At 44.5% G+C, this 20,443-nt stretch carries 19 protein-coding genes; 18 read left to right on the forward strand and 1 reads right to left on the reverse strand.

Annotated elements, in window-relative coordinates; genetic code table 11:
* Positions 1-7: 7 nt before the first annotated feature.
* From F607_RS0103215 to F607_RS0103280, 13 genes are all read left to right on the forward strand, one after another.
* On the forward strand, positions 8-1,348 hold the full coding sequence (locus F607_RS0103215; protein WP_038289834.1) for an N-acetylmuramoyl-L-alanine amidase: 1,341 nt from the start codon (positions 8-10) through the stop codon (positions 1,346-1,348).
* A gap of 140 nt (positions 1,349-1,488) precedes the next feature.
* Positions 1,489-3,444, forward strand: coding sequence for a DNA mismatch repair endonuclease MutL (mutL, locus tag F607_RS0103220; protein ID WP_027706895.1), 1,956 nt, complete (start codon positions 1,489-1,491; stop codon positions 3,442-3,444).
* The gene (gene miaA, locus F607_RS0103225) at positions 3,444-4,391 is read left to right on the forward strand and encodes a tRNA (adenosine(37)-N6)-dimethylallyltransferase MiaA (protein WP_038289837.1); all 948 of its coding nucleotides are present in this window, start codon (positions 3,444-3,446) and stop codon (positions 4,389-4,391) included. The genes mutL and miaA overlap by 1 nt, the downstream gene beginning before the upstream one ends.
* A gap of 214 nt (positions 4,392-4,605) precedes the next feature.
* Positions 4,606-4,854, forward strand: coding sequence for an RNA chaperone Hfq (hfq, locus tag F607_RS0103235; RefSeq protein ID WP_027706897.1), 249 nt, complete (start codon positions 4,606-4,608; stop codon positions 4,852-4,854).
* A 21-nt stretch (positions 4,855-4,875) separates the two neighbouring features.
* Positions 4,876-6,153, forward strand: a complete 1,278-nt coding sequence (hflX, locus tag F607_RS0103240) for a ribosome rescue GTPase HflX (protein ID WP_027706898.1) — start codon at positions 4,876-4,878, stop codon at positions 6,151-6,153.
* 156 nt (positions 6,154-6,309) lie between these two features.
* Complete coding sequence (hflK, locus tag F607_RS0103245) at positions 6,310-7,482, forward strand: FtsH protease activity modulator HflK (RefSeq protein WP_027706899.1); 1,173 nt, start codon at positions 6,310-6,312, stop codon at positions 7,480-7,482.
* On the forward strand, positions 7,479-8,378 hold the full coding sequence (hflC, locus tag F607_RS0103250) for a protease modulator HflC (protein WP_027706900.1): 900 nt from the start codon (positions 7,479-7,481) through the stop codon (positions 8,376-8,378). The genes hflK and hflC overlap by 4 nt, the downstream gene beginning before the upstream one ends.
* Positions 8,379-8,510: 132 nt before the next feature.
* Positions 8,511-8,702, forward strand: coding sequence for a DUF2065 domain-containing protein (locus F607_RS0103255; protein WP_027706901.1), 192 nt, complete (start codon positions 8,511-8,513; stop codon positions 8,700-8,702).
* A gap of 30 nt (positions 8,703-8,732) precedes the next feature.
* Positions 8,733-9,920, forward strand: coding sequence for an ATP phosphoribosyltransferase regulatory subunit (locus tag F607_RS0103260; protein ID WP_027706902.1), 1,188 nt, complete (start codon positions 8,733-8,735; stop codon positions 9,918-9,920).
* Between the two features lie 55 nt (positions 9,921-9,975).
* Positions 9,976-11,268, forward strand: coding sequence for an adenylosuccinate synthase (locus F607_RS0103265; RefSeq protein ID WP_027706903.1), 1,293 nt, complete (start codon positions 9,976-9,978; stop codon positions 11,266-11,268).
* A gap of 348 nt (positions 11,269-11,616) precedes the next feature.
* Positions 11,617-14,130, forward strand: coding sequence for a ribonuclease R (gene rnr / locus F607_RS0103270; protein WP_027706904.1), 2,514 nt, complete (start codon positions 11,617-11,619; stop codon positions 14,128-14,130).
* A gap of 10 nt (positions 14,131-14,140) precedes the next feature.
* A complete protein-coding gene (rlmB, locus tag F607_RS0103275; RefSeq protein WP_027706905.1) occupies positions 14,141-14,887 on the forward strand; it encodes a 23S rRNA (guanosine(2251)-2'-O)-methyltransferase RlmB in 747 nt (248 codons plus the stop codon).
* Position 14,888: 1 nt separating this feature from the next.
* On the forward strand, positions 14,889-15,851 hold the full coding sequence (locus tag F607_RS0103280; RefSeq protein WP_027706906.1) for a D-2-hydroxyacid dehydrogenase: 963 nt from the start codon (positions 14,889-14,891) through the stop codon (positions 15,849-15,851).
* 26 nt (positions 15,852-15,877) lie between these two features.
* Here F607_RS0103280 and F607_RS0103285 read toward each other — a convergent pair whose 3' ends face one another.
* Positions 15,878-16,291 (reverse strand): hypothetical protein, encoded by a 414-nt coding sequence (locus F607_RS0103285; RefSeq protein ID WP_027706907.1) that lies wholly within the window; start codon positions 16,289-16,291, stop codon positions 15,878-15,880.
* A 477-nt stretch (positions 16,292-16,768) separates the two neighbouring features.
* Between F607_RS0103285 and rpsF the strand changes: the two genes are divergently transcribed.
* From rpsF to dnaB, 5 genes are all read left to right on the forward strand, one after another.
* Positions 16,769-17,179: a 30S ribosomal protein S6 gene (gene rpsF / locus F607_RS0103290; protein WP_027706908.1), complete on the forward strand. Its 411-nt coding sequence runs from the start codon at positions 16,769-16,771 to the stop codon at positions 17,177-17,179.
* 26 nt (positions 17,180-17,205) lie between these two features.
* Entirely contained in the window at positions 17,206-17,430 is a 225-nt protein-coding gene (rpsR, locus tag F607_RS0103295; RefSeq protein WP_027706909.1) for a 30S ribosomal protein S18, read from the forward strand.
* A 30-nt stretch (positions 17,431-17,460) separates the two neighbouring features.
* On the forward strand, positions 17,461-18,336 hold the full coding sequence (locus tag F607_RS0103300; RefSeq protein ID WP_027706910.1) for a DUF2232 domain-containing protein: 876 nt from the start codon (positions 17,461-17,463) through the stop codon (positions 18,334-18,336).
* 49 nt (positions 18,337-18,385) lie between these two features.
* Positions 18,386-18,832, forward strand: coding sequence for a 50S ribosomal protein L9 (gene rplI, locus F607_RS0103305; RefSeq protein ID WP_027706911.1), 447 nt, complete (start codon positions 18,386-18,388; stop codon positions 18,830-18,832).
* Between the two features lie 164 nt (positions 18,833-18,996).
* Positions 18,997-20,394 (forward strand): replicative DNA helicase, encoded by a 1,398-nt coding sequence (dnaB, locus tag F607_RS0103310; protein ID WP_038289842.1) that lies wholly within the window; start codon positions 18,997-18,999, stop codon positions 20,392-20,394.
* The last annotated feature ends 49 nt before the right edge of the window (positions 20,395-20,443 follow it).

Genomic DNA, 20,443 nt, shown 5'->3' on the forward strand with positions numbered 1-20,443 from the left:
TGTCATTATGATCAACAGGTTAGTCATGTTGTTGGCCTGCGTGAGCTTGTGGCTGGTGAATGTTACTCAGGCAGCCGATATTAAAGGGGTTAGGTTATGGCGTGCACCTGATAATACTCGCTTGGTTTTTGATTTGTCAGGTCCCGTCGACCATAAGATTTTCGAGCTAGAAAATCCTGACCGCCTGGTTATTGACATTAAGCAGGCCAAATTAAAGTCAGCGCTCAGCGAATTGACGCTCAGTAACACACCCATTAATAAAGTTCGTCATGGTAAACGAAATGGCCGTGACTTAAGAGTGGTGCTGGATTTAAAAACAGCCGTTAGGCCGCGTAGCTTTGTGCTAAAACCTAATCAAACCTATGGTGACCGACTGGTTATTGATTTATACGACCGTAATGTCAAACCTATCGTTAAGTCTGCACCTCAAGTTGCCATCACCTCTTCTGGACGTGTAGGGCGGGACATCATTATTGCGGTAGATGCCGGACACGGTGGTGATGACCCTGGAGCAATAGGCTATCGTGGTCTTCGAGAGAAAGATGTGGTGCTAAAGATTGCCCGTCGTTTGCATCAGCTTTTTGCGCGGGAGCCAGGATTTAAGTCATTTCTTGTGCGCGAGGGTGATTATTATGTAGGGCTGCGTCAACGCACTGTTATTGCTCGACAGCGTCGTGCCGACTTATTTGTTTCTATTCATGCTGATGCATTTAAAAATAGACGGGCAAATGGTGCTTCAGTCTTTGCAATATCACAGCGTGGTGCAACCTCAGAAACAGCTCGCTGGCTTGCCAGCCGGGAGAATAGTTCAGATCTAATTGGTGGTGTGGGCAATGTTAGCTTAAGTGATAAAGATGCAACCTTAGCGGGTGTGCTTTTGGACTTATCCATGACAGCGACACTTACATCAAGTCTTGAGGCTGGAGGGCAAGTACTGCGTCAAATGGGGCAAATTAGTCGACTCCATAAGCGACATGTAGAACAAGCTGGATTTATGGTACTAAAGTCGCCTGATATTCCATCCATCTTGGTTGAGACGGGGTTTATTACCAACCCTATTGATGGAAAGAAACTGGGAACAGGTTCACACCAAGAGCGCGTTGCTCAGGCCGTTTTTAATGGGATTAAAAAATACTTTTATCAATCCCCTCCAGCCAATACTTATGTTGCTCAGCTTAAGCAGAGAGGACCAATAAGAGGTGGTCCAACTCGCTATGTTATTCAGCGCGGTGATACGCTTTCTGAGATTGCCAGTCGCTATAATGTATCTGTCAGTAGTTTGCGATCTAGAAATAAGCTTAAAGCAGATAGAATCCGTATCGGACAGATCCTGCATATACCTAATTAAAATCATTGGAAAAGTGTGATTTGAAGTATTTTTGACAGGTAAAACCGGGCAGGGTGCTTTTCACTTTGCCCGTTACCCGTTAACCTAAGCGCCCTCCAAATTAAGCTTATACTCCAACTAACATAGATGACGCATTAATCATGAAGCGTATAAGTCTGCTAAGTCCACGTTTAGCAAACCAGATTGCTGCGGGTGAAGTTGTTGAGCGCCCGGCTTCTGTAGTCAAAGAACTGGTTGAAAATAGTATTGATGCAGGTGCTACTCGCGTTGATATTGACGTCGAAAGTGGTGGCGTAAAGCTCATTAAGATTCGTGACAATGGTAGTGGAATTTTAAAAGATGACTTGGCTCTAGCGCTGAGCCGCCATGCCACCAGTAAAATAACTGAGCTAGAAGACTTAGAGGCTGTGGCAAGTTTGGGATTTCGTGGAGAAGCGCTGGCCAGCATCAGCTCTGTGTCTCGATTATCGCTGACAGCAAATACCGAAGGGCAGGCTGAGGCATGGAGTGTGCGTGTCGAAGGTCGTGATATGGAACCAGTTTTGTCACCAGCATCTCATCCCACGGGCACAACGATTGAAGTACGTGATCTATTTTATAATACGCCAGCTCGTCGTAAGTTTTTAAGGACTGAAAAAACTGAGTTTGGTCATCTGGAAGAAGTGATTAAACGCATAGCATTGAGTCATTTCGATATTAACTTTCAGCTACGACATAATCAGCGTGTTATTCACCAGCTTCGTTCAGCCCATAGCGCACTGGAAAAAGATCGACGGGTCGCAACAGTGTGTGGCCCTGCTTTTCTCGAACAGGCTGTGTGTATTGATGCTCAAGCAGGAGATATGCGTTTATGGGGTTGGGTTGGATTGCCTACCTTTTCTCGTAGCCAGGCAGACCTTCAGTTTTTCTTTGTGAATGGTCGTGTTATCCGTGACAAACTAGTCAGTCATGCTGTCCGCCAAGCCTATCGTGATGTGCTTTATAATGGACGGCATCCCGCCTTTGTACTGTATTTGGAGCTTGACCCTGCTGGTGTGGATGTTAACGTCCATCCAACAAAACATGAAGTGCGCTTTCGTGATAGCCGTGCTGTGCATAACTTTCTCTTTAGCCAGTTACACCATGCATTAGCTGAGGTGAGTCCAGAGCATCACCTGATATCTCAAAACTTGGCTGAAAAAGAGCTGGAAATTAAGGCTAAAGATAATACTGCTGCTGGTGTATTCGCTGGTCAGCAGGCCATAGACTGGTCGCAAAGTCGTGAGCATACGAATGGAGCTGCTTCAGACAAAACTGAAAAGCCATCCATTTTCCAAACAGAAGATACTCCAGTGCAGTATGCTTCAACATCTACCAAGCACTCTTCAGGCTTAGCTTCTAAGCGCTGGGAGCAGAATACATCACCTTCTACCCAGCAGGTCAGTGAGCAAATCGCAGGGTGGCAGCGCTTGGATAATAGTGCAGAGGAGGTTTGGCATGAGCTGCAGAATAAAGAAGTAGCTCATGGTGAAGTTCCACCATTAGGTTTTGCTATTGCCCAGTTAAAGGGTGTTTATATTTTGGCAGAAAATGAGCATGGTATGGTGCTGGTTGATATGCATGCGGCTCATGAGCGAATTACTTATGAGCGCATGAAGGTGGCTTATGCTGGTGAGGGCATTAAGACTCAACCTTTGCTGGTACCTGAGTCTATAGCGATTAGTGAGCGAGAGGCAGACTGTGCAGAAGAGCACAAAGCGCTCTTTAAAACTTTGGGGTTTCAAGTCGCCAGGATGGGGCCTGAAACACTCGTGATTCGTGAGATTCCTGCTATCTTGGGTAAGCAAAATGTAAAGCCACTAGTGACAGCAGTAATCACTGATCTGATGGAATATGGTGCTAGTGATCGGATTGAAGCCCATATCAATGAAATACTGGCAACGATGGCCTGTCATGGGTCGGTTAGGGCCAATCGGCGGCTGACGGTTGCCGAGATGAATGCCCTGCTGCGTGATATGGAAAGCACTGAGCGAAGTGGGCAATGTAATCATGGTCGTCCAACGTGGACCCAGCTGACAATGACTGAACTCGATAAGCTATTTCTTCGGGGCCGTTAATGAGTAACGAGCAGCGACCTTTTGCCATTTTTTTGATGGGACCCACCGCATCAGGTAAAACTGACTTGGCGCTTTTTTTAGCTGAGCACTTACCTTGTGAATTAATTAGTGTGGATTCTGCGCTGGTTTATCGTGGGATGGATATTGGGACCGCAAAACCAGATTCCGTAACATTAGCAAAGTACCCACACCATCTGGTGGATATTTTAGATCCTGCTGAACCTTACTCTGCAGCAGACTTTGCCGAGGATGCGCTGCGGCTAATGGCGGAGATAAGCAAAAACGGAAAAATACCACTCTTAGTGGGTGGAACTATGTTATATTACAAAGTTCTGTTTGAGGGTATAGCGACTGAGTTGCCGTCTGCGGATGAAACTATTCGAGAGCAAATTTTAAGTGATGCTGCAAAACTTGGTTGGCCAGCATTGCATCAGCGGCTAGCGTCTTTTGATCCTGAGTCTGCGCAGCGCATTCACCCAAATGACCCTCAGCGCATGCAACGTGCGCTTGAAGTGTATCTGCTGACGGGCAAGACCCTTACCCAGTATCACCTTGAGCAACAAGCAACGCATGAGTTTCCTTATCGCACACTGAAATTGGCTATTGCACCAACTGAGCGAGCAGTGTTGCATCAGCGCATAGCTGATCGCTTTCAGCATATGCTGGACTTAGGTTTTATTGATGAGGTTGAGGCGCTAAAGCAACGCCCCGACCTATCAAAAAAACTACCGAGTATGCGTGCTGTTGGTTACCGGCAAGTGTGGGATTATCTTGATGGGGAACTGAGTTACGAGGAAATGATCGAAAAGGGAGTGATTGCAACCCGACAGCTGGCTAAACGTCAATTTACCTGGTTAAGACGTTGGGAAAACTTGATCTGGTTGGACTCTCTGACAACAGATGCGGAATATACGGCCTTGAAAATAGTAGAGCAGGAACTTATATAGGGTTTGGCTCATAAATTTCAGCTATCATGTGGCTGTTTTTCGCTGTGCACACTATGGTTTTAATGGTGCATGCTGGCTTTCAGTATGACGACCATTTTGCCGCTGTAGATTGATTACTGTGTTGACCTCATCTTACTGCTAATCAAACTGACTTGGCGGATTCTTTGTAGTAAGCACTTTTTTTTATTTTTTTGAACGATAAAGGAGTACAACAATGTCAAAAGGGCATTCTTTACAAGACCCTTACTTAAACCTGCTTAGAAAAGAGCGTATCCCGGTTTCTATCTATTTAGTCAACGGTATCAAGCTACAGGGCCAAGTTGAGTCCTTCGACCAATTTGTTATCCTGCTAAAAAATACAGTTAGTCAAATGGTATATAAACACGCGATTTCAACGGTAGTACCAAGTCGTCCTGTACGGCTGCCTATGCAGAATACTGAGCAGGGTGAAGCTACAAGCTAGTTAATTAGCAGGAGATTCGCATTGTTTTTTGAACGCCATCAAGGTGGCGAACATGCCATATTGGTTCATCCTGAACTGATTGACGATAAAGAACGGGAAGATCCCCGCGAGTTTGAAGAACTGGTTGGTTCTGCGGGGGCTAACCCCGTCGCCTTTATCACCTCTACAAGCCCGCAACCCCATCCCAAGTTCTTTATTGGTAAAGGCAAAGTTGAAGAAGTTCGCCAAGCTGTCAAACAACTGAAAGCTGAAATTGTTATTTTTAACCATAGTCTATCTCCAACTCAGGAACGAAACCTCGAGAGAGAGCTTGAATGCCGTGTGGTAGACCGAACGGGATTAATACTGGATATCTTTGCCCAGCGCGCACGTACCCATGAAGGTAAGTTACAAGTAGAGCTAGCCCAGTTACAGCACTTAAGTACTCGTCTGGTTCGAGGCTGGACGCATTTGGAGCGCCAAAAAGGGGGTATTGGTCTTCGTGGTCCAGGGGAAACTCAGCTGGAAACAGATCGACGTTTATTGCGTGAACGGATCAAATCAATACAAAAGCGGCTAGATAAAGTTCGTAAGCAGCGAGATCAGAGTCGTCGGTCAAGAAAACGTGCTGATGTACCACTTGTGTCGTTGGTAGGTTATACCAATGCGGGGAAATCAACACTGTTTAATACACTTACGACAGCAGAAGTGTATGCAGCTGATCAGTTATTTGCTACGTTGGATCCAACGCTACGGCGTATTGATGTACAGGATATTGGTTCGGTAATTGTTGCAGACACCGTTGGATTTATAAGACACTTGCCTCACAAGCTAGTACAGGCATTCCGGGCAACATTAGAAGAGACTGTTGCTGCTGACTTGCTAATTCATGTAATTGATTGTTATGACAGTGAACGTGATAGCAATATTGAACAAGTTAATGATGTTTTACTGGAAATAGGGGCTGAAAAAGTGCCTTCATTGCTGGTGTATAACAAAATTGACTTGCTTGCTGATCGTGCTCCGCAAATTGATTACGATGAGGAAGGCAAACCTTGGCGAGTATGGGTTTCTGCACTCAGTGGTGAAGGTATGGCACTCATCAAGCAGGCTATTTCAGAGCTGCTGGGTGAAAGTGTCGTAGAAGCTACCTTACAGCTGAAGCCTTCACAAGGGCGATTAAGGGCGGAGCTATTTCGCTTAGGTGCGGTACTGGATGAGCGTAGTGAAGATCATGGTGGTTGGCTGATACGTGTGCGGATGCAGCAACATGATTTACAGCGCTTGGCCAAGCGAGAGGGTGAGTTGCAGACGTTGTAGAGATGAATAACCTTGTAAAGTAAAGTTGCACCTCTGCGCTAAGGTTCCTACAATTTCAAAACAAATCATTATTAAAGCGAGCTGTGTAATAACATTTGTTTGTTACACAGCGTTTTTACTGATTATCTAATCATCACGGGTGTAACGGAGAAGTCTATGGCCTGGAATGAACCGGGTGGAAATGACAAGCATCAAGACCCTTGGGGGGGTGGTAATAAGGGGAATAATCAGGGACCTCCTGATCTTGATGAGGTGCTTCGCAAATTCCAACAAAAGTTGAATGGACTATTTGGTGGAAAGGGTGGCGGCTCTGCGTCTGGAAGACGTGGCTCTGGCTCTGGTGGCATGTTTTCTCTTGTCGTTATCATTGCAGTTGTTCTTTATGTTTGGAATGCGGTGTATACCATCGATGAAAAAGAACAAGCCGTCGTGCTGCGTCTGGGGAAATATCATGACACTGTAGGTCCAGGCTTACATATGTACTTTCCTCCTTTTGAAAAAAAGTTTCAGGAACGGGTAACTGAGTTTCGTACCTACAATTTACGCCAGCAAATGCTGACAGAGGATGAAAATATTGTTGAAGTGGCAATGTCTGTTCAGTACAACATTGGCAACCTTAAAGACTTTGTGCTGCAAGTAGAGGACCCTATCAGCAGTTTAGAACAAGCGACACAGAGTGCCCTTCGTCATGTCGTCGGTGGCTCTGAAATGCACTCGGTGCTTACTGAAGGGCGTGAAGCTTTGGCTGATGAGGTGAAAGAGCGTTTGCAGTCTTATGTTAACCTTTATAAAACCGGCATAGATGTTGGGCGGGTTAACGTCGAAGCTACTCAACCTCCTAGAGAAGTTCAAGCTTCATTTGATGATGTTATTCGTGCGCGAGAAGATAAAGAGCGGGTACAAAACAAAGCGCAAGCTTATAGTAATGCCATTATCCCTGAAGCAAGAGGTGAAGCTCAGCGTAAGTTAGAAGAGGCAGGAGGTTACCGCCAGGAGGTAATAGCTAAAGCCGAAGGTGAGGCAGAGCGTTTTTCTCGATTATATGCTGAGTATGAAAAAGCACCAGAAGTAACAAGAGAGCGTTTATATTTGGATGCGCTGCAAGAAGTGCTTACGTCGACCAATAAAGTGTTGGTTGATGTAAAAGGTGGAAATAATGTGATGTATTTACCTTTAGAAAAACTCACTGGAGGTAGCTCAAGTGTTAATACATCAAGCTCTGCAACTGGTTTAACACAGCAAGAAATGAATAGTATAGCCACTCGGGTTGCAGATGAACTCCGTAAACGAGCTCCCACAGCTACTAGAACTGGGAGGACTGTACGATGACTCCTAAATCGTTATTTGGTTTGATTCTTACCTTCATAGTTGTTCTGGTGGGCTGGGATAGCTTTTATATTGTGACGCAAATTGAGCGGGCTGTGGTGCTACGCTTTGGTCAGCTGGTGGAGCCAGATGTGCAGCCAGGGTTACATATTAAAGCGCCATTAATAGACAAAGTTATTAAGTTTGATGCTCGCTTGCTGACATTAGATGCTCCTCCTGAGCGCTTTTTGACCCAAGAAAAGAAAGCGCTCATTGTAGACTCATATGTTAAGTGGCGCATTAAAGATGTAGGTAAGTTTTACCGTTCTACAGCAGGTAGCGTATTACAGGCTAATCGATTGTTATCACAGCGGGTTGAGTCAGGTCTGCGAAACCGGGTAGGTCGTCTCTCACTCCAAGAGGTTGTTTCTGGAAAGCGAGATGAACTAATGGATGAGTTGACTAAGGTGCTTAATACTTTTACGGAAGAAAACTACGGTATTCGTGTTAATGACTTGCGGGTTAAGCGAATTGATCTTCCTCCCCAGGTAAGTGACTCAGTCTTCGAGCGGATGGCTACGGAGCGGGAAAAAGAAGCTCAAGAGTTACGTTCACAAGGTAATGAACAGGCTGAAATAACGCGAGCTACAGCTGATCGTGAGCGTCGTGTATTGCTAGCGGAAGCTTATAAAGAAGCTGAGAAAATTCGAGGTGAGGGTGATGCTAAAGCGGCAGCAATATATGCCAATGCCTATAACCAGGATCCAGAATTTTATGCTTTTTATCGTAGTTTAAATGCTTACAAAGAAAGCTTTAAAGAAAATAATGGTATGATGATACTGGAGCCTGACAGTGACTTTTTCAAATATTTGAAAAACTCTGATAGGCAGCCTGCAACACCTGTTGGCAGTAGTGACTAACGGAAACCACTAAACAATTACTGTACTCCATAAAAATCATGTTATGATTGTTCAAACCGGGTTCATTACCCGGTTTTTTGTTGCCTGACACTTGGAGACTTTTGTTTATCAGCTGGCTTGGATGCATCATCGATGGATTTTTGGCGTGAGTTACTTGTAGCATTTTGTTTAATGCTGGTCATTGAGGGCATTATTCCCTTTTTATATCCTCATCGGTGGCGTGAATTGGTGGCTATGTTAGCCCAGATTGATGATAAGACATTGCGAATTATTGGCTTGGTAAGCATGTTAACGGGCACAGCGTTGCTTTATTTAATCAATTAGATTTAATCAATGAGCTGAGCGGGTAAGACCATGACTGTTGCTGATCGTTGGTTACTGCCGGATGGTATTGATGAGGTGCTACCTCCTGATGCTATGCGGGTGGAAGAACTCCGTCGTCTTCTGTTGGACTTATACCATAGTTGGGGATATGACTTAGTTATTCCCCCTCATATTGAATACTTAGATTCGTTACTGACAGAAAGTAATCGTGATCTTGAGTTACAAATGTTTAAAGTAACAGATCAGCTAACAGGTCGAATGATGGCTCTACGCGCTGATATGACTCCTTCTGTAGCGCGAATTGATGCCCATAAACTGGGTAAAGAGGGACCAGTACGGCTGTGTTATTGTGGTAGCGTTTTTCATACTCGGCCCTGTTCACTGGCGGCTTCGCGAAGTCCTATTCAAGTAGGTGTCGAGTTGTATGGCCATGCTGGTATAGCCAGTGACCTTGAAGTAATTAATTTAATGCTTGCAACATTAGCGCTGGTTGGCTTAGACGACGTTTGTGTTGGAATAGGGCATGCAGGCATTTGGAAAGGTGTTTTAGCTAATTCTGATTTGAGTAAAGCTGACCAAGAAGAATTACACCTTTTAATGCAACGTAAAGCACTTCCGGAATTACACGATTTTATTCAGCAGAAAGTTTCAGATGTAACGCTAGCATCTATGCTACAAATGTTGCCAACACTCTGTGGTGGTATTGAGGTGCTCCAGCAAGCTAAAGCAAGCCTAGCACCTGCTGGAGAGCAGGTATTAAATGCACTGACCCAGCTTGAAGAAATTGCTTCAGGCATTCAGCAGGTTAACCCCAAAGTGACATTATACTTTGACCTGAGTGAACAGCGAGGCTTTGATTACCATACAGGGGTTCTCTTTGCAGCCTATACTGCTGGGCAGGGGCAAGCAGTTGCCCAAGGTGGTCGTTATGATGGTGTGGGTGCTTGCTATGGGCGATCCCGGCCTGCAACTGGTTTTAGTACAGATTTAAAAGTTTTATTAAGCCTGTTGACTGCAAATGTCACTCAAGGTGAGAAAAGTATATGGGCTCCAGTCGATGCTGATCGTGTTGTGGTCGATGAACTTCGTCAGCGAGGAGAGCGTGTGATTTGTGCGCTTCCTGGTGCGCTTCCTGGTGCGCAGACAAGTCCGGCATCACTAGGCTGTGATCGGCAGCTGGTCCATACTGATGGTCAGTGGCAGGTGTTACCGCTGTAAGGCAGTACAGCAGCACAAAGTTTTGTTTATTACGAGAAACTTTAGAGAAATAGTTATGGGTAAAAATGTTGTTGTATTGGGCACCCAATGGGGTGATGAAGGTAAAGGTAAAATTGTAGACCTTTTAACTGAAGAGGTATCTGCAGTTGCCCGCTATCAAGGTGGTCATAATGCCGGTCATACACTGGTTATTGATGGACAGAAAACTGTATTGCACCTAATCCCTTCAGGTATTTTGCGTGATGGGGTGATGTGCTATATCGGTAATGGTGTGGTGTTATCACCAGAAGCATTACTGAAAGAGCTGAAGGAGCTTGAAGATAAGGGAGTACCTGCCCGTGATCGGCTCCGGCTAAGCCCTTCTTGCCCACTGATTCTGCCATTTCATACCGCACTGGATCATGCTCGTGAGCAGGCCCGAGGCAGCAACAAAATTGGCACAACTGGACGTGGCATTGGTCCTGCTTATGAAGATAAGGTCTCTCGTCGGGGATTGCGTCTAGGGGACCTGCTAAACCATAACCGCTTTGCGGATAAACTGCAGGAAGTAATGGAGTACCATAACTTTGTTCTGCAACACTATTACAAAGCTGACACTCTAGACTTTCGTGAAGTGTTAGATGATACCCTGGCGATGGGTGATGCCATGCTGCCAATGATTGAAGATGTGACAGCAACCCTGCATCAGTTTCGCCAGCAAGGTAAGAATATTTTGTTTGAAGGGGCACAGGGTGCTCTGCTCGATATTGATCATGGTACCTATCCGTTCGTAACGTCTTCAAATACTACGGCAGGTGGTGTTGCTACAGGCAGTGGCTTTGGTCCGCTGTATCTGGATTATGTCTTAGGCATAACTAAAGCCTATACTACCCGAGTTGGCTCTGGACCGTTTCCAACAGAGCTAAGTTGTGAAGTTGGTCGTCACCTAGCGACTAAAGGTAATGAGTTTGGTGCAACTACAGGGCGTCCTCGTCGTTGTGGTTGGTTTGATGCAGTGGCACTTCGGTATGCAGTTGATGTCAATAGTATTTCTGGGCTGTGTCTGACTAAGCTTGATGTGCTTGACGGTCTGGAAACGATTAAGATTTGTACCAGTTATAGAAGTGAACAGCAGCAGATAAATGGCTGTCCATTTGATGCAGATGTTTACGCATCTGTTGAGCCAGTCTATGAAGAAATGCCAGGCTGGCAAGAGTCAACAGTAGGTGCTAAGCGATTAGAGGATTTACCTCAAAATGCACGCAATTACATTAAGCGCTTAGAGGAAGTGGTAGGGGCTCCCATTGATATTATTTCAACAGGGCCAGATCGTAATGAAACGATCATTGTGCGTAGTCCTTTTGCCTAAAGCTCAGAATCACTTTATTTTCTGAATTAGGCTGTTAACTTTACGTTACACCATCCTTCCAAATAGCTCAGAGCTTGTCTCTGAAGCATCCTGAACCAAAGGTATTGTTAAATACCTTTGGTTTGGTTACCTACAAATCATTGACTCTGCTTGTTATACGACACACACTTCACTGTACGGTGACGAGATATGTTAACCATTAGCGGTGTAATGCATGTCAACATGAATAAATAAATGGTGGTATTTTTTCAGAAATACATCATTAGTAACCTTTACTTTGCATACATTAGCTAATAAATAAGTAGAAATTCATTGAAAAGAAAAGCAAATTTGAAAAGAAATTCAAAAATGTCTGATTGGTGGAAAACAGCTGACCCTCAGGCAGCCGAAGAGGCAAAAAAATACGATAATCCTATTCCTAGTCGACAGCTAATCATGCAGCTGTTAGAAGAGCGTGGCACGCCAGCCACATTATCAGCGTTATGTCGTGTACTTGAAATTGATAATGATGATGGCCGTGAAGCACTGCGTCGCCGTTTGCGCGCTATGGAGCGTGATGGACAATTATTGTCTACGCGTAAAGGTGCTTATGGCTTACTGTCCAAAATGGACCTGGTCAAAGGTCGGGTAATTGGCCATCGTGATGGTTATGGTTTTGTCGCGCCTGATGATGGGTCTGATGATCTTTATGTGTCTGGTACCGAAATGAGACAGCTCATGGATGGTGACATAGTGGTCGTCAGAGAAGCGGGTGTTGATCGTCGTGGTCGTCGTGAAGCTGCACTTGTAGAAATTCTGGAAAGAAAAAATCAGAAGTTGGTGGGGCGTTTTTACCAGAAGGGCAATACCCAATTTGTCACTCCTGAAAATAAGCGTATTGATAAAGATATTCAGGTTGAACCTGGCCCCATTCAGCCAACACAAGGCCAGTATGTCATAGTCGAAATTACTCAGCAGCCCACACGCCGCTTGCTACCACAGGGCATTATTAAAGAAGTGCTTGGTGATCATATGGCACCAGGTATGGAGGTTGATGTGGCTACTCGGGTTCATGAGTTACCTCATGAATGGCCTGAGGCTGTTACTGATGATGTTGCAGGTTACACCACGGAGGTTGAAGAGGCTGATAAAGCTAATCGTGTAGATTTACGCTCCCTGCCGTTTGTAACAATTGATGGTGAAGACGCCAAAGACTTTGATGATGCGGTTTTCTGCACCCCTAAAAAAGGTGGTGGATGGTGCTTATATGTTGCTATTGCAGATGTTTCGCATTATGTAAAAAAAGACTCTGCACTGGATAAAGAAGCTCTCAACCGAGGTAACTCAGTTTACTTTCCGGGCTATGTTATTCCAATGTTGCCGGAAATATTGTCTAACGGACTGTGTTCATTAAACCCTCATGTTGATCGTCTAGCGATGGTGTGTGAGATGACCATCAGTGCTAAAGGACGCTTGAGTGGTTATACGTTTTATGAAGGGATGATTCACTCTCATGCCCGATTAACGTATACCCAGGTTGGTAAGTTGCTAGATCGTTCTGCAGAACAAAGTGCTTCTGTTGACAAAACTTTGAATGAAGTCGCCCCTCACCTGCATAACTTATATGCAATGTACTTGGCGCTGAGAGAAGCAAGGGAGACGCGTGGCGCTATAGACTTTGAAACAACTGAAACACAAATTATTTTTGGTGAGGGCAGAAAAATTGAGCGGATTGTCCCTGTCGTCCGCAATGATGCACATAAAGTGATTGAAGAGTGTATGTTATGTGCCAATGTGGCAACGGCACGTTTTTTAGAAAAGCATACACTGCCTGCTCTGTATCGGATTCATGAAGGGCCAAAGACTGATAAGCTACTGAATTTGAGGCAGTTTCTGGGTGAGCTTGGTCTAGCATTGCCAATGGCTGATAAATTGAAGCCGGCCAGTTTTCAAAAAGTAATGGAGCTCATTGAAGGGAGACCTGATGCTCACTTGATTCAAACCATGCTTCTGCGCTCAATGAGTCAAGCAGTGTACTCACCTAGCAATGTGGGTCACTTTGGTCTGGCTTATCCGGCTTATACTCACTTTACTTCGCCAATTCGCCGCTATCCTGACCTGTTGGTGCATCGTGCGATACGCGCAGTGATTCAGAGTAATTATGCATCAGCGAGCGTGAAGCGTGTTAATCAGGGTAACCCTGTCCCAATTTCTGTCTCATATCCTTATGAGGATGGAGATATGCAGGTTTTGGGTGAGCACTGCTCAATGACAGAGCGAAGAGCTGATGAAGCAACACGCGATGCTACCGATTGGCTGAAATGTGAATATATGCAGGCTCACCTTGGGCAAACTTTTACAGGGGTTGTTAGCGCAGTGACTGCCTTTGGTTTGTTTGTGGAGCTGGATGATATTTATATTGAGGGTTTGGTTCATATCACTGCGCTTCCTGAAGATTACTATCATTTTGATGTTGTGCATCAAGTATTGGTGGGTGAGCGATCAGGAAGACGTTTTAGGCTGGGAGACACGCTAGAAGTACAAGTCGTCAAGGTCAACTTAGATGATAAGAAAATTGACTTTGAATTAACGTCTAATCCCCTAAATAGTAAAAAAGGGCGGCGAACCAGCAGTAAACCAAGTGCTAAAAAACGGGGTGATAGCAAGCGCACTGATAGAAAAAAACATGGAAATAAGCGGAGTGATCCATTAGCAAAACACTTTGAGGGTAGTGATAGCGCTTCGAAGAAACAGAAAAATAAACCAAAGCATAAAAAGAAAGATAAGAATAAAGGTAAGCGTAAAGCTAAGGCTAATTCATCCAGCGTAGAAACTGAAACTTCAAGAACTCCGCGTAAGCGTCGTGTAAAAAAAGCAAAGTGACACATTTTAAATGAGTAATACTGACGTAGTTTATGGCATTCATGCGGTACTCGCACAGCTAAATCAAAGGCCGGATGATGTGATTGAGATTCTGCTTCAACAGGGGCGGGAAGGAGATCAAATCAATAAAATCAGGGCTTTTGCTGATAAGCAACACATTACGTGTGCCGTAGTCTCAAGAAAAGTATTAGATCAATATGCAAAAACGCATCAAGGGGTTGTTGTTAAAGTAAGGGCCTCACGAGGTAAGACTGAAGAAGAGTTAGTGCACTTGCTGGATAACCTTGATGAGCCTCCTTTTATTTTGGTGCTGGATAGCGTGACCGATCCCCATAATCTGGGAGCCTGCTTGCGTTCTGCTGATGCAGCAGGTGTTCATGCGGTGATTGCTCCAAAAGATAAAGCCGTGGGTCTTACCCCTGTGGTTAGAAAGGTTGCCTGTGGCGCTGCAGAAAGTGTTGCGTTTTTTTCAGTAACAAATTTAGCGCGCACATTACGGATGCTGCAGGATCGAGGTATTTGGATTACGGGTATGGCAGGAGAAGCGAGCCAAGATCTATATACGACAGATTTGGCTGGTCCTACAGCATTGGTGTTAGGTGCAGAAGGTAAAGGGTTGCGCAGGCTAACACGTGAGCTATGTGACCAGCTCACCAAAATACCGATGACTGGCTTGGTGACCAGTTTGAATGTATCTGTGGCTGCTGGTATTTGTCTGTTTGAAGCTGTTCGTCAAAGGAAATTAAAAGGCAACTAACGTGGTGGATAGTAAAGGCGTTATTTTGGATGCAGATAGCCTCGGCTGTGATATTGATCTGTCGTCTTTTCAGCAAATTATGCCTTTTCAAGTATTTGCTACAACAAGTAGTAATCAAGTTGCAACACGAATTGAGTCGTGCAATGTGGTATTCACCAATAAAGTCGTTATTACTGAAGCCCATATGCAACAAAATCCGCAGCTACGCTATATCGGGATATTGGCAACAGGTACTAACAATGTTGATTTAAATGCGGCAGCAAAATATGGCATTACGGTTACTCATATAACACGCTATGGCACGCACAGTGTGGCACAGCATACCTGGAGTTTGATTCTCTCCCTGGTCACTCAACAGTATCGTTATCAACAGGCTGTTCAGCAAGGACGCTGGTCTGCCAGTCCATTCTTTTGCTTGCTGGATTACCCAATTACTGAGCTAGCAGGGAAAAAGTTGGTTATTGTTGGTTATGGTGAGTTAGGTAAGCAGGTGGCTAAAATTGGTGAGGCTTTTGGTATGGAAGTTTTACTTGCCAAAGTACCAGGCTCGCCACAATACAATAATAAAAATCGATTACCGCTAGCGGAAGCATTTGCGCTCGCAGATATTGTGTCACTACACTGTCCTTTGGTAACACAAACAAGGCATTTAATTAATGATGAATCCTTGAGCTGGTTACGACCTCATACCTTTTTAATTAACACTGCTCGCGGTGATTTAATTGACGAAGCTGCTTTATTGCAAGCATTAATCAATAATCGATTGGCAGGGGCTGGACTAGATGTGCTTGCAGTTGAGCCGCCTCCAGTAGATCATCCATTAATTGCTGCAGAGTTACCTAACCTTTTAATAACGCCCCATTGCGCTTGGGGGAGCCAACAAGCCCGGCAACGATTAGTGACTCAAGCTAGAAACCATTTGCTTAATTTTCTTGCTAATAAACCAACAGGTCTTGTGGGCTGACCAGTAGTGCTGAATAAGCTCGGTGGCTAGTAGCTGGGCGGTAACTCTGGAGGTGTTATTAGCTTTTCCCCCTTTCCCTCATATTCGTTTTGTATGCAAAGTAATGGAATACTGATGTAGTCTATATAGTTTGTATCATGCTCGGCATTGTTTTTACGCTCTTCAATTAAAATCGCATTGCGCTCTCTTTTGGCAAATAATCTGCATCCTGGACCATCAGGTTTGGGTGGTTTTTTGCTATTTATTTTTTGTGAAAAAGCTTTCAGGGGAAGTTGATCGTCTGGTGTTTTTTCTTGAGTAAGTGCTTGTAGCTCAAAGTCATCTAACTCAAGCATATCATTGGCAGCAGCTGTAAGGTTAAAAAGGCAACAAAGGAGAGCAGCGAGATGTGCTGCAGCTTTGCTGTAACTGTGACGACTAGTTATTAGGTTTTTCATCATAGAGGATAAAAGGTGCTTTCAGCCGGAGATAATAGTTGCAGTATGTAAACGTTATACCCTTGGTTAAAGAGTTAGTTCAATAATATGTTGTTAATTGGTTCGGTTAAATATCGTGTTACACTTAATGTTAAGCATGATAATTAAGTGTTAACAACATGTGCCTTCAAATGGTATTTTCCTTTCAGTGCATCTCCTTTATTACCCACTTCTAGAGTTTCGCTGGGCGAATCGTATTGGCCTCTGGGATTATAGTATTGGAATCTGTGAGGCAGTCATTTTGAGTCGGCTGTATTTGAGTCGCATGTAGTATGCCTAAGTGCTTGACAGTCAGGATAACTGTCAGTGATCAGCAGTTGTTGCAAGTTGTCATAGACTTAACTAGAATGCCCGGTTCCTTGTAAAGGTCATTTTTCTTGACTCCTTGCTTTACCAGCGCCTTTTAGGTGGTGGAAGGCTACTAAACCGAAAGGAGAGTTTATGCGTCATTACGAAATCGTATTTCTCGTTCACCCTGACCAAAGTGAACAGGTTGGTGCGATGATTGAGCGTTACACCAGCTTGGTTACTGAAGGCAATGGTACAGTCCATCGCTTAGAAGACTGGGGTCGTCGTCAATTGGCATACCCTATCCAGAAAGTCCATAAAGCACACTATGTGTTAATGAACGTTGAGTGCAGTAATGAGATCTTAGATGAGCTGACTAACTCATTCCGTTTCAATGATGCTGTGATTCGTAACATGGTGGTTCGTCTTAACGAAGCTGTTACAGAGCCTTCAATAATGAAAGCAGAAGAAGGTCGTAACGAGCGTCGTGAAGACTCAGCGAAAAAAGATGCTTCTGATGTTGACAGTATCGAAGCCGCTGACGAAAGCACAGTTGAAGAATAATCACTATTCATTGAAGGAGAAAGTCAATGGCACGTTTTTTTCGTCGTAGAAAATTCTGCCGCTTTACTGCTGAAGGCGTAAAAGAGATTGATTACAAAGATATCAATACGCTGAAGGCTTATGTTTCTGAAACCGGCAAAATCGTTCCTAGCCGTATTACCGGAACAAAAGCTAAATATCAACGTCAGTTAGCAACAGCTGTTAAGCGTGCTCGTTACATTGCTCTGTTGCCATACACTGATCGTCACTAATGTGATAGAGCGCTTGATAAAGGGAACATAATGCGTGCTTTAGCTGAATTCATTATGCGAGGGCCCAAGCAGGCAGCACTTTTTGCTACACTGACTGCTATCGCTCCGCTAACGTCCTGGCTAAGCGCGGCAGCTTTGGGCTTGGTGGTATTACGCCAAGGACTTACCAAAGCAACTTGGGTGATTATTTGGCCCCTGTTGCCAGCACTGTACTTTGCATTACAGGGGCAACTGGATGTGATAACCACGTTGCTATGTACAGTTGCACTGGCCCACTTTCTCAGAAAGACTGTATCGTGGGCTTTGACATTAGGTCTAAGTGTCTTGCTGGGCGTGTTGGTTGTTTTTAGTATCAAGCTAATAACACCCGATTTATTAGCAACAATTGTTGAGCAGTTCAATACTATTTGGACTCAATCAGCAATGTACAAACAGCTTGGCGAAGATTCGCTAAGCCTGCAAAAACAGATTAACGACCTGTTACCACATATTGTGGTTGGGTTGTTTGCTTTTGGCAGTATGATGTTGTGCATAGTGTCATTGATTGTTGCGCGTTGGTGGCAGTCAATGCTGTTTGTGCCAGGAGGTTTTCGTGAAGAGTTTCATACTTTGCGTTTACCTGTTTGGTTAAGTAGTGGCTTAATGGCATTTATTATTCTTGGTATTGAGATTGATACATCCCTAGCTGCTTTTGTGCTTTTGACATCTCTCCCACTGTTTTTTGCTGGTATTGCACTTGTACATGGTAGCCTCGCTAAGAAGCAAATGAGTAAGCAGTGGCTTATTCTGTTTTATTTAGCGCAATTGTTGTTTTTACAAGTTATGTACCCTTTATTAGTCATCATGGCCTTTTTGGATAGCCTGCTGAACTTTCGAGGTAGGCTTCAACAAAAGCCCCCTGTTTAGTGATATCCAAAATGTGTTAATGGGCAAGACAGTTAAAGGTAATTAAGCGATGGATGTTATTCTTTTAGAAAAAATTGCTAACCTAGGTAATCTGGGTGACAAGGTAGCAGTAAAGTCGGGTTATGGACGTAACTTCCTGATCCCATTTAATAAAGCTGTTCCTGCTACAAAAGATAATTTGGCTGAGTTTGAAGCGCGCCGCGCTGAGCTGGAAAAAGCAGCTCAAGACAAACTGAAAGTAGCTGAAGAGCGTGCAGCTGCGATTGCTGATATCGAGCTTACATTGACTGCTAAAGCAGGTGATGAAGGTAAGTTGTTTGGCTCTATCGGTACACGTGACTTGGCTGATGCACTGAGTGCGGCTGGGGTTGATATTGCTAAGAGCGAAATTCGCTTGCCATCAGGCCCAATTCGTCAGGTAGGTGATTACGACATCAGCCTTCAGCTACATACTGATGTAGTGACCACATTGAAGGTCTACGTCGAAGCTGAATAAGCCTGTTGTGACTGGTTTGAACAAGCCCGCGACCATTTTTATGCTCGCGGGCTTGTTTTATCTATCTGTTTTTTAGGTAGACTATGCCTTAGTTTAAGTGGGTATACCCTTCGCAAGGTGTATAGTTTCTTTGTCAATTATTCTGGTAATACAACGAGAGCCCTATGCAGAGTGAAGCGCCGATAGTAATGTCAGAGCAGGATATTATGGATTCGGTAAAAGCGCCGCCTCATTCATTGGAGGCCGAGCAGTCTGTATTAGGTGCATTATTACTGGATAATGCGACCTGGGATACAGTCGCTGACAAAGTCGTAGCCGATGACTTTTATAACCCTGCACACCGTCTGATTTATACCGCTATTGAGCAGCTTGCTTCAGCGACGAAACCTTTTGATCCTTTGACTATCGCTGAAAAACTAGATACTTGGGCAGAATTGGAAGATGCTGGAGGCATAGCTTATTTAGCGGAACTTGCCAAAAACACGCCCAGTGTCGCCAATGTTCGTGAGTATGCTGAAATCGTTTATGAAAGGTCTATTTTACGAAAGCTAATTTCTGTCAGTAACCGAATTGTAGACAGTGCATTTAACCCTGAAGGTCGCAGTTGCTCAGAGATTCTGGATGCAGCTGAGCGTGAAGTTTTTCAGATAGCGGAATCACGGCCGAAGACAGGTGGTCCTGTAGGGATGAAGGAACTGTTAAACAAAGCGATTGACCGTATTGATGAGTTATTTAATGCGGGCGATACCATTACAGGGACAACGACCGGCTTTAAGGATTTGGATGAGATGACCTCTGGTCTACAGCCATCCGATATGGTTATTGTGGCAGGTCGTCCATCGATGGGAAAAACGACTTTTGCTATGAACCTGGTTGAAAATGCCATGTTGAATACAGATAAGGCTATTCTGGTATTCAGTTTGGAAATGCCTGGGGAGCAAATCATGATGCGGATGTTGTCTTCGTTGGGGCGTATTGATCAGTCTAAAGTGAGAACAGGGAAGCTGGATGAAGACGACTGGCCCAAGTTAACGGCAGCTGTGAATATGATCAGTGATAAAAAGCTGTTTGTTGATGATACTGCAGGACTCAGCCCTACGGAGATGCGCTCACGAACTCGACGAATTGCCAGGGAGCATGGTGAGCTAGGCTTGATCATGATTGACTATTTGCAGTTGATGCAAATTCCTGGTGGTGGTGAAAGCCGGACCAATGAAATCTCGGAAATTTCACGATCACTAAAAGCCTTGGCTAAAGAGTTTAATGTGCCCGTTGTGGCGTTATCACAGCTAAACCGGAGCCTTGAACAACGGCCTAATAAACGCCCTGTAAACTCTGACTTACGGGAATCAGGTGCGATTGAGCAGGACGCGGACGTTATTATGTTTATTTACCGTGATGAAGTTTACAACCCAGATACTGAGTTTAAAGGGGTTGCAGAGGTCATTATTGGTAAGCAACGTAATGGACCAATAGGCTCTATTAAGCTGGCCTTTTTGGGTAAATATACTCGTTTTGAGAACTTGGCCCCTGAAGCTTACCAGGGCTATACAATGGAATAGAGTCGTAAAGAGTGGTGCTGTATTAGGTTCCTTTTTGTTTTATACGATG

Origin of the sequence: Zooshikella ganghwensis DSM 15267 (assembly GCF_000428585.1) — a bacterium.
Lineage (GTDB): Bacteria > Pseudomonadota > Gammaproteobacteria > Pseudomonadales > Zooshikellaceae > Zooshikella > Zooshikella ganghwensis.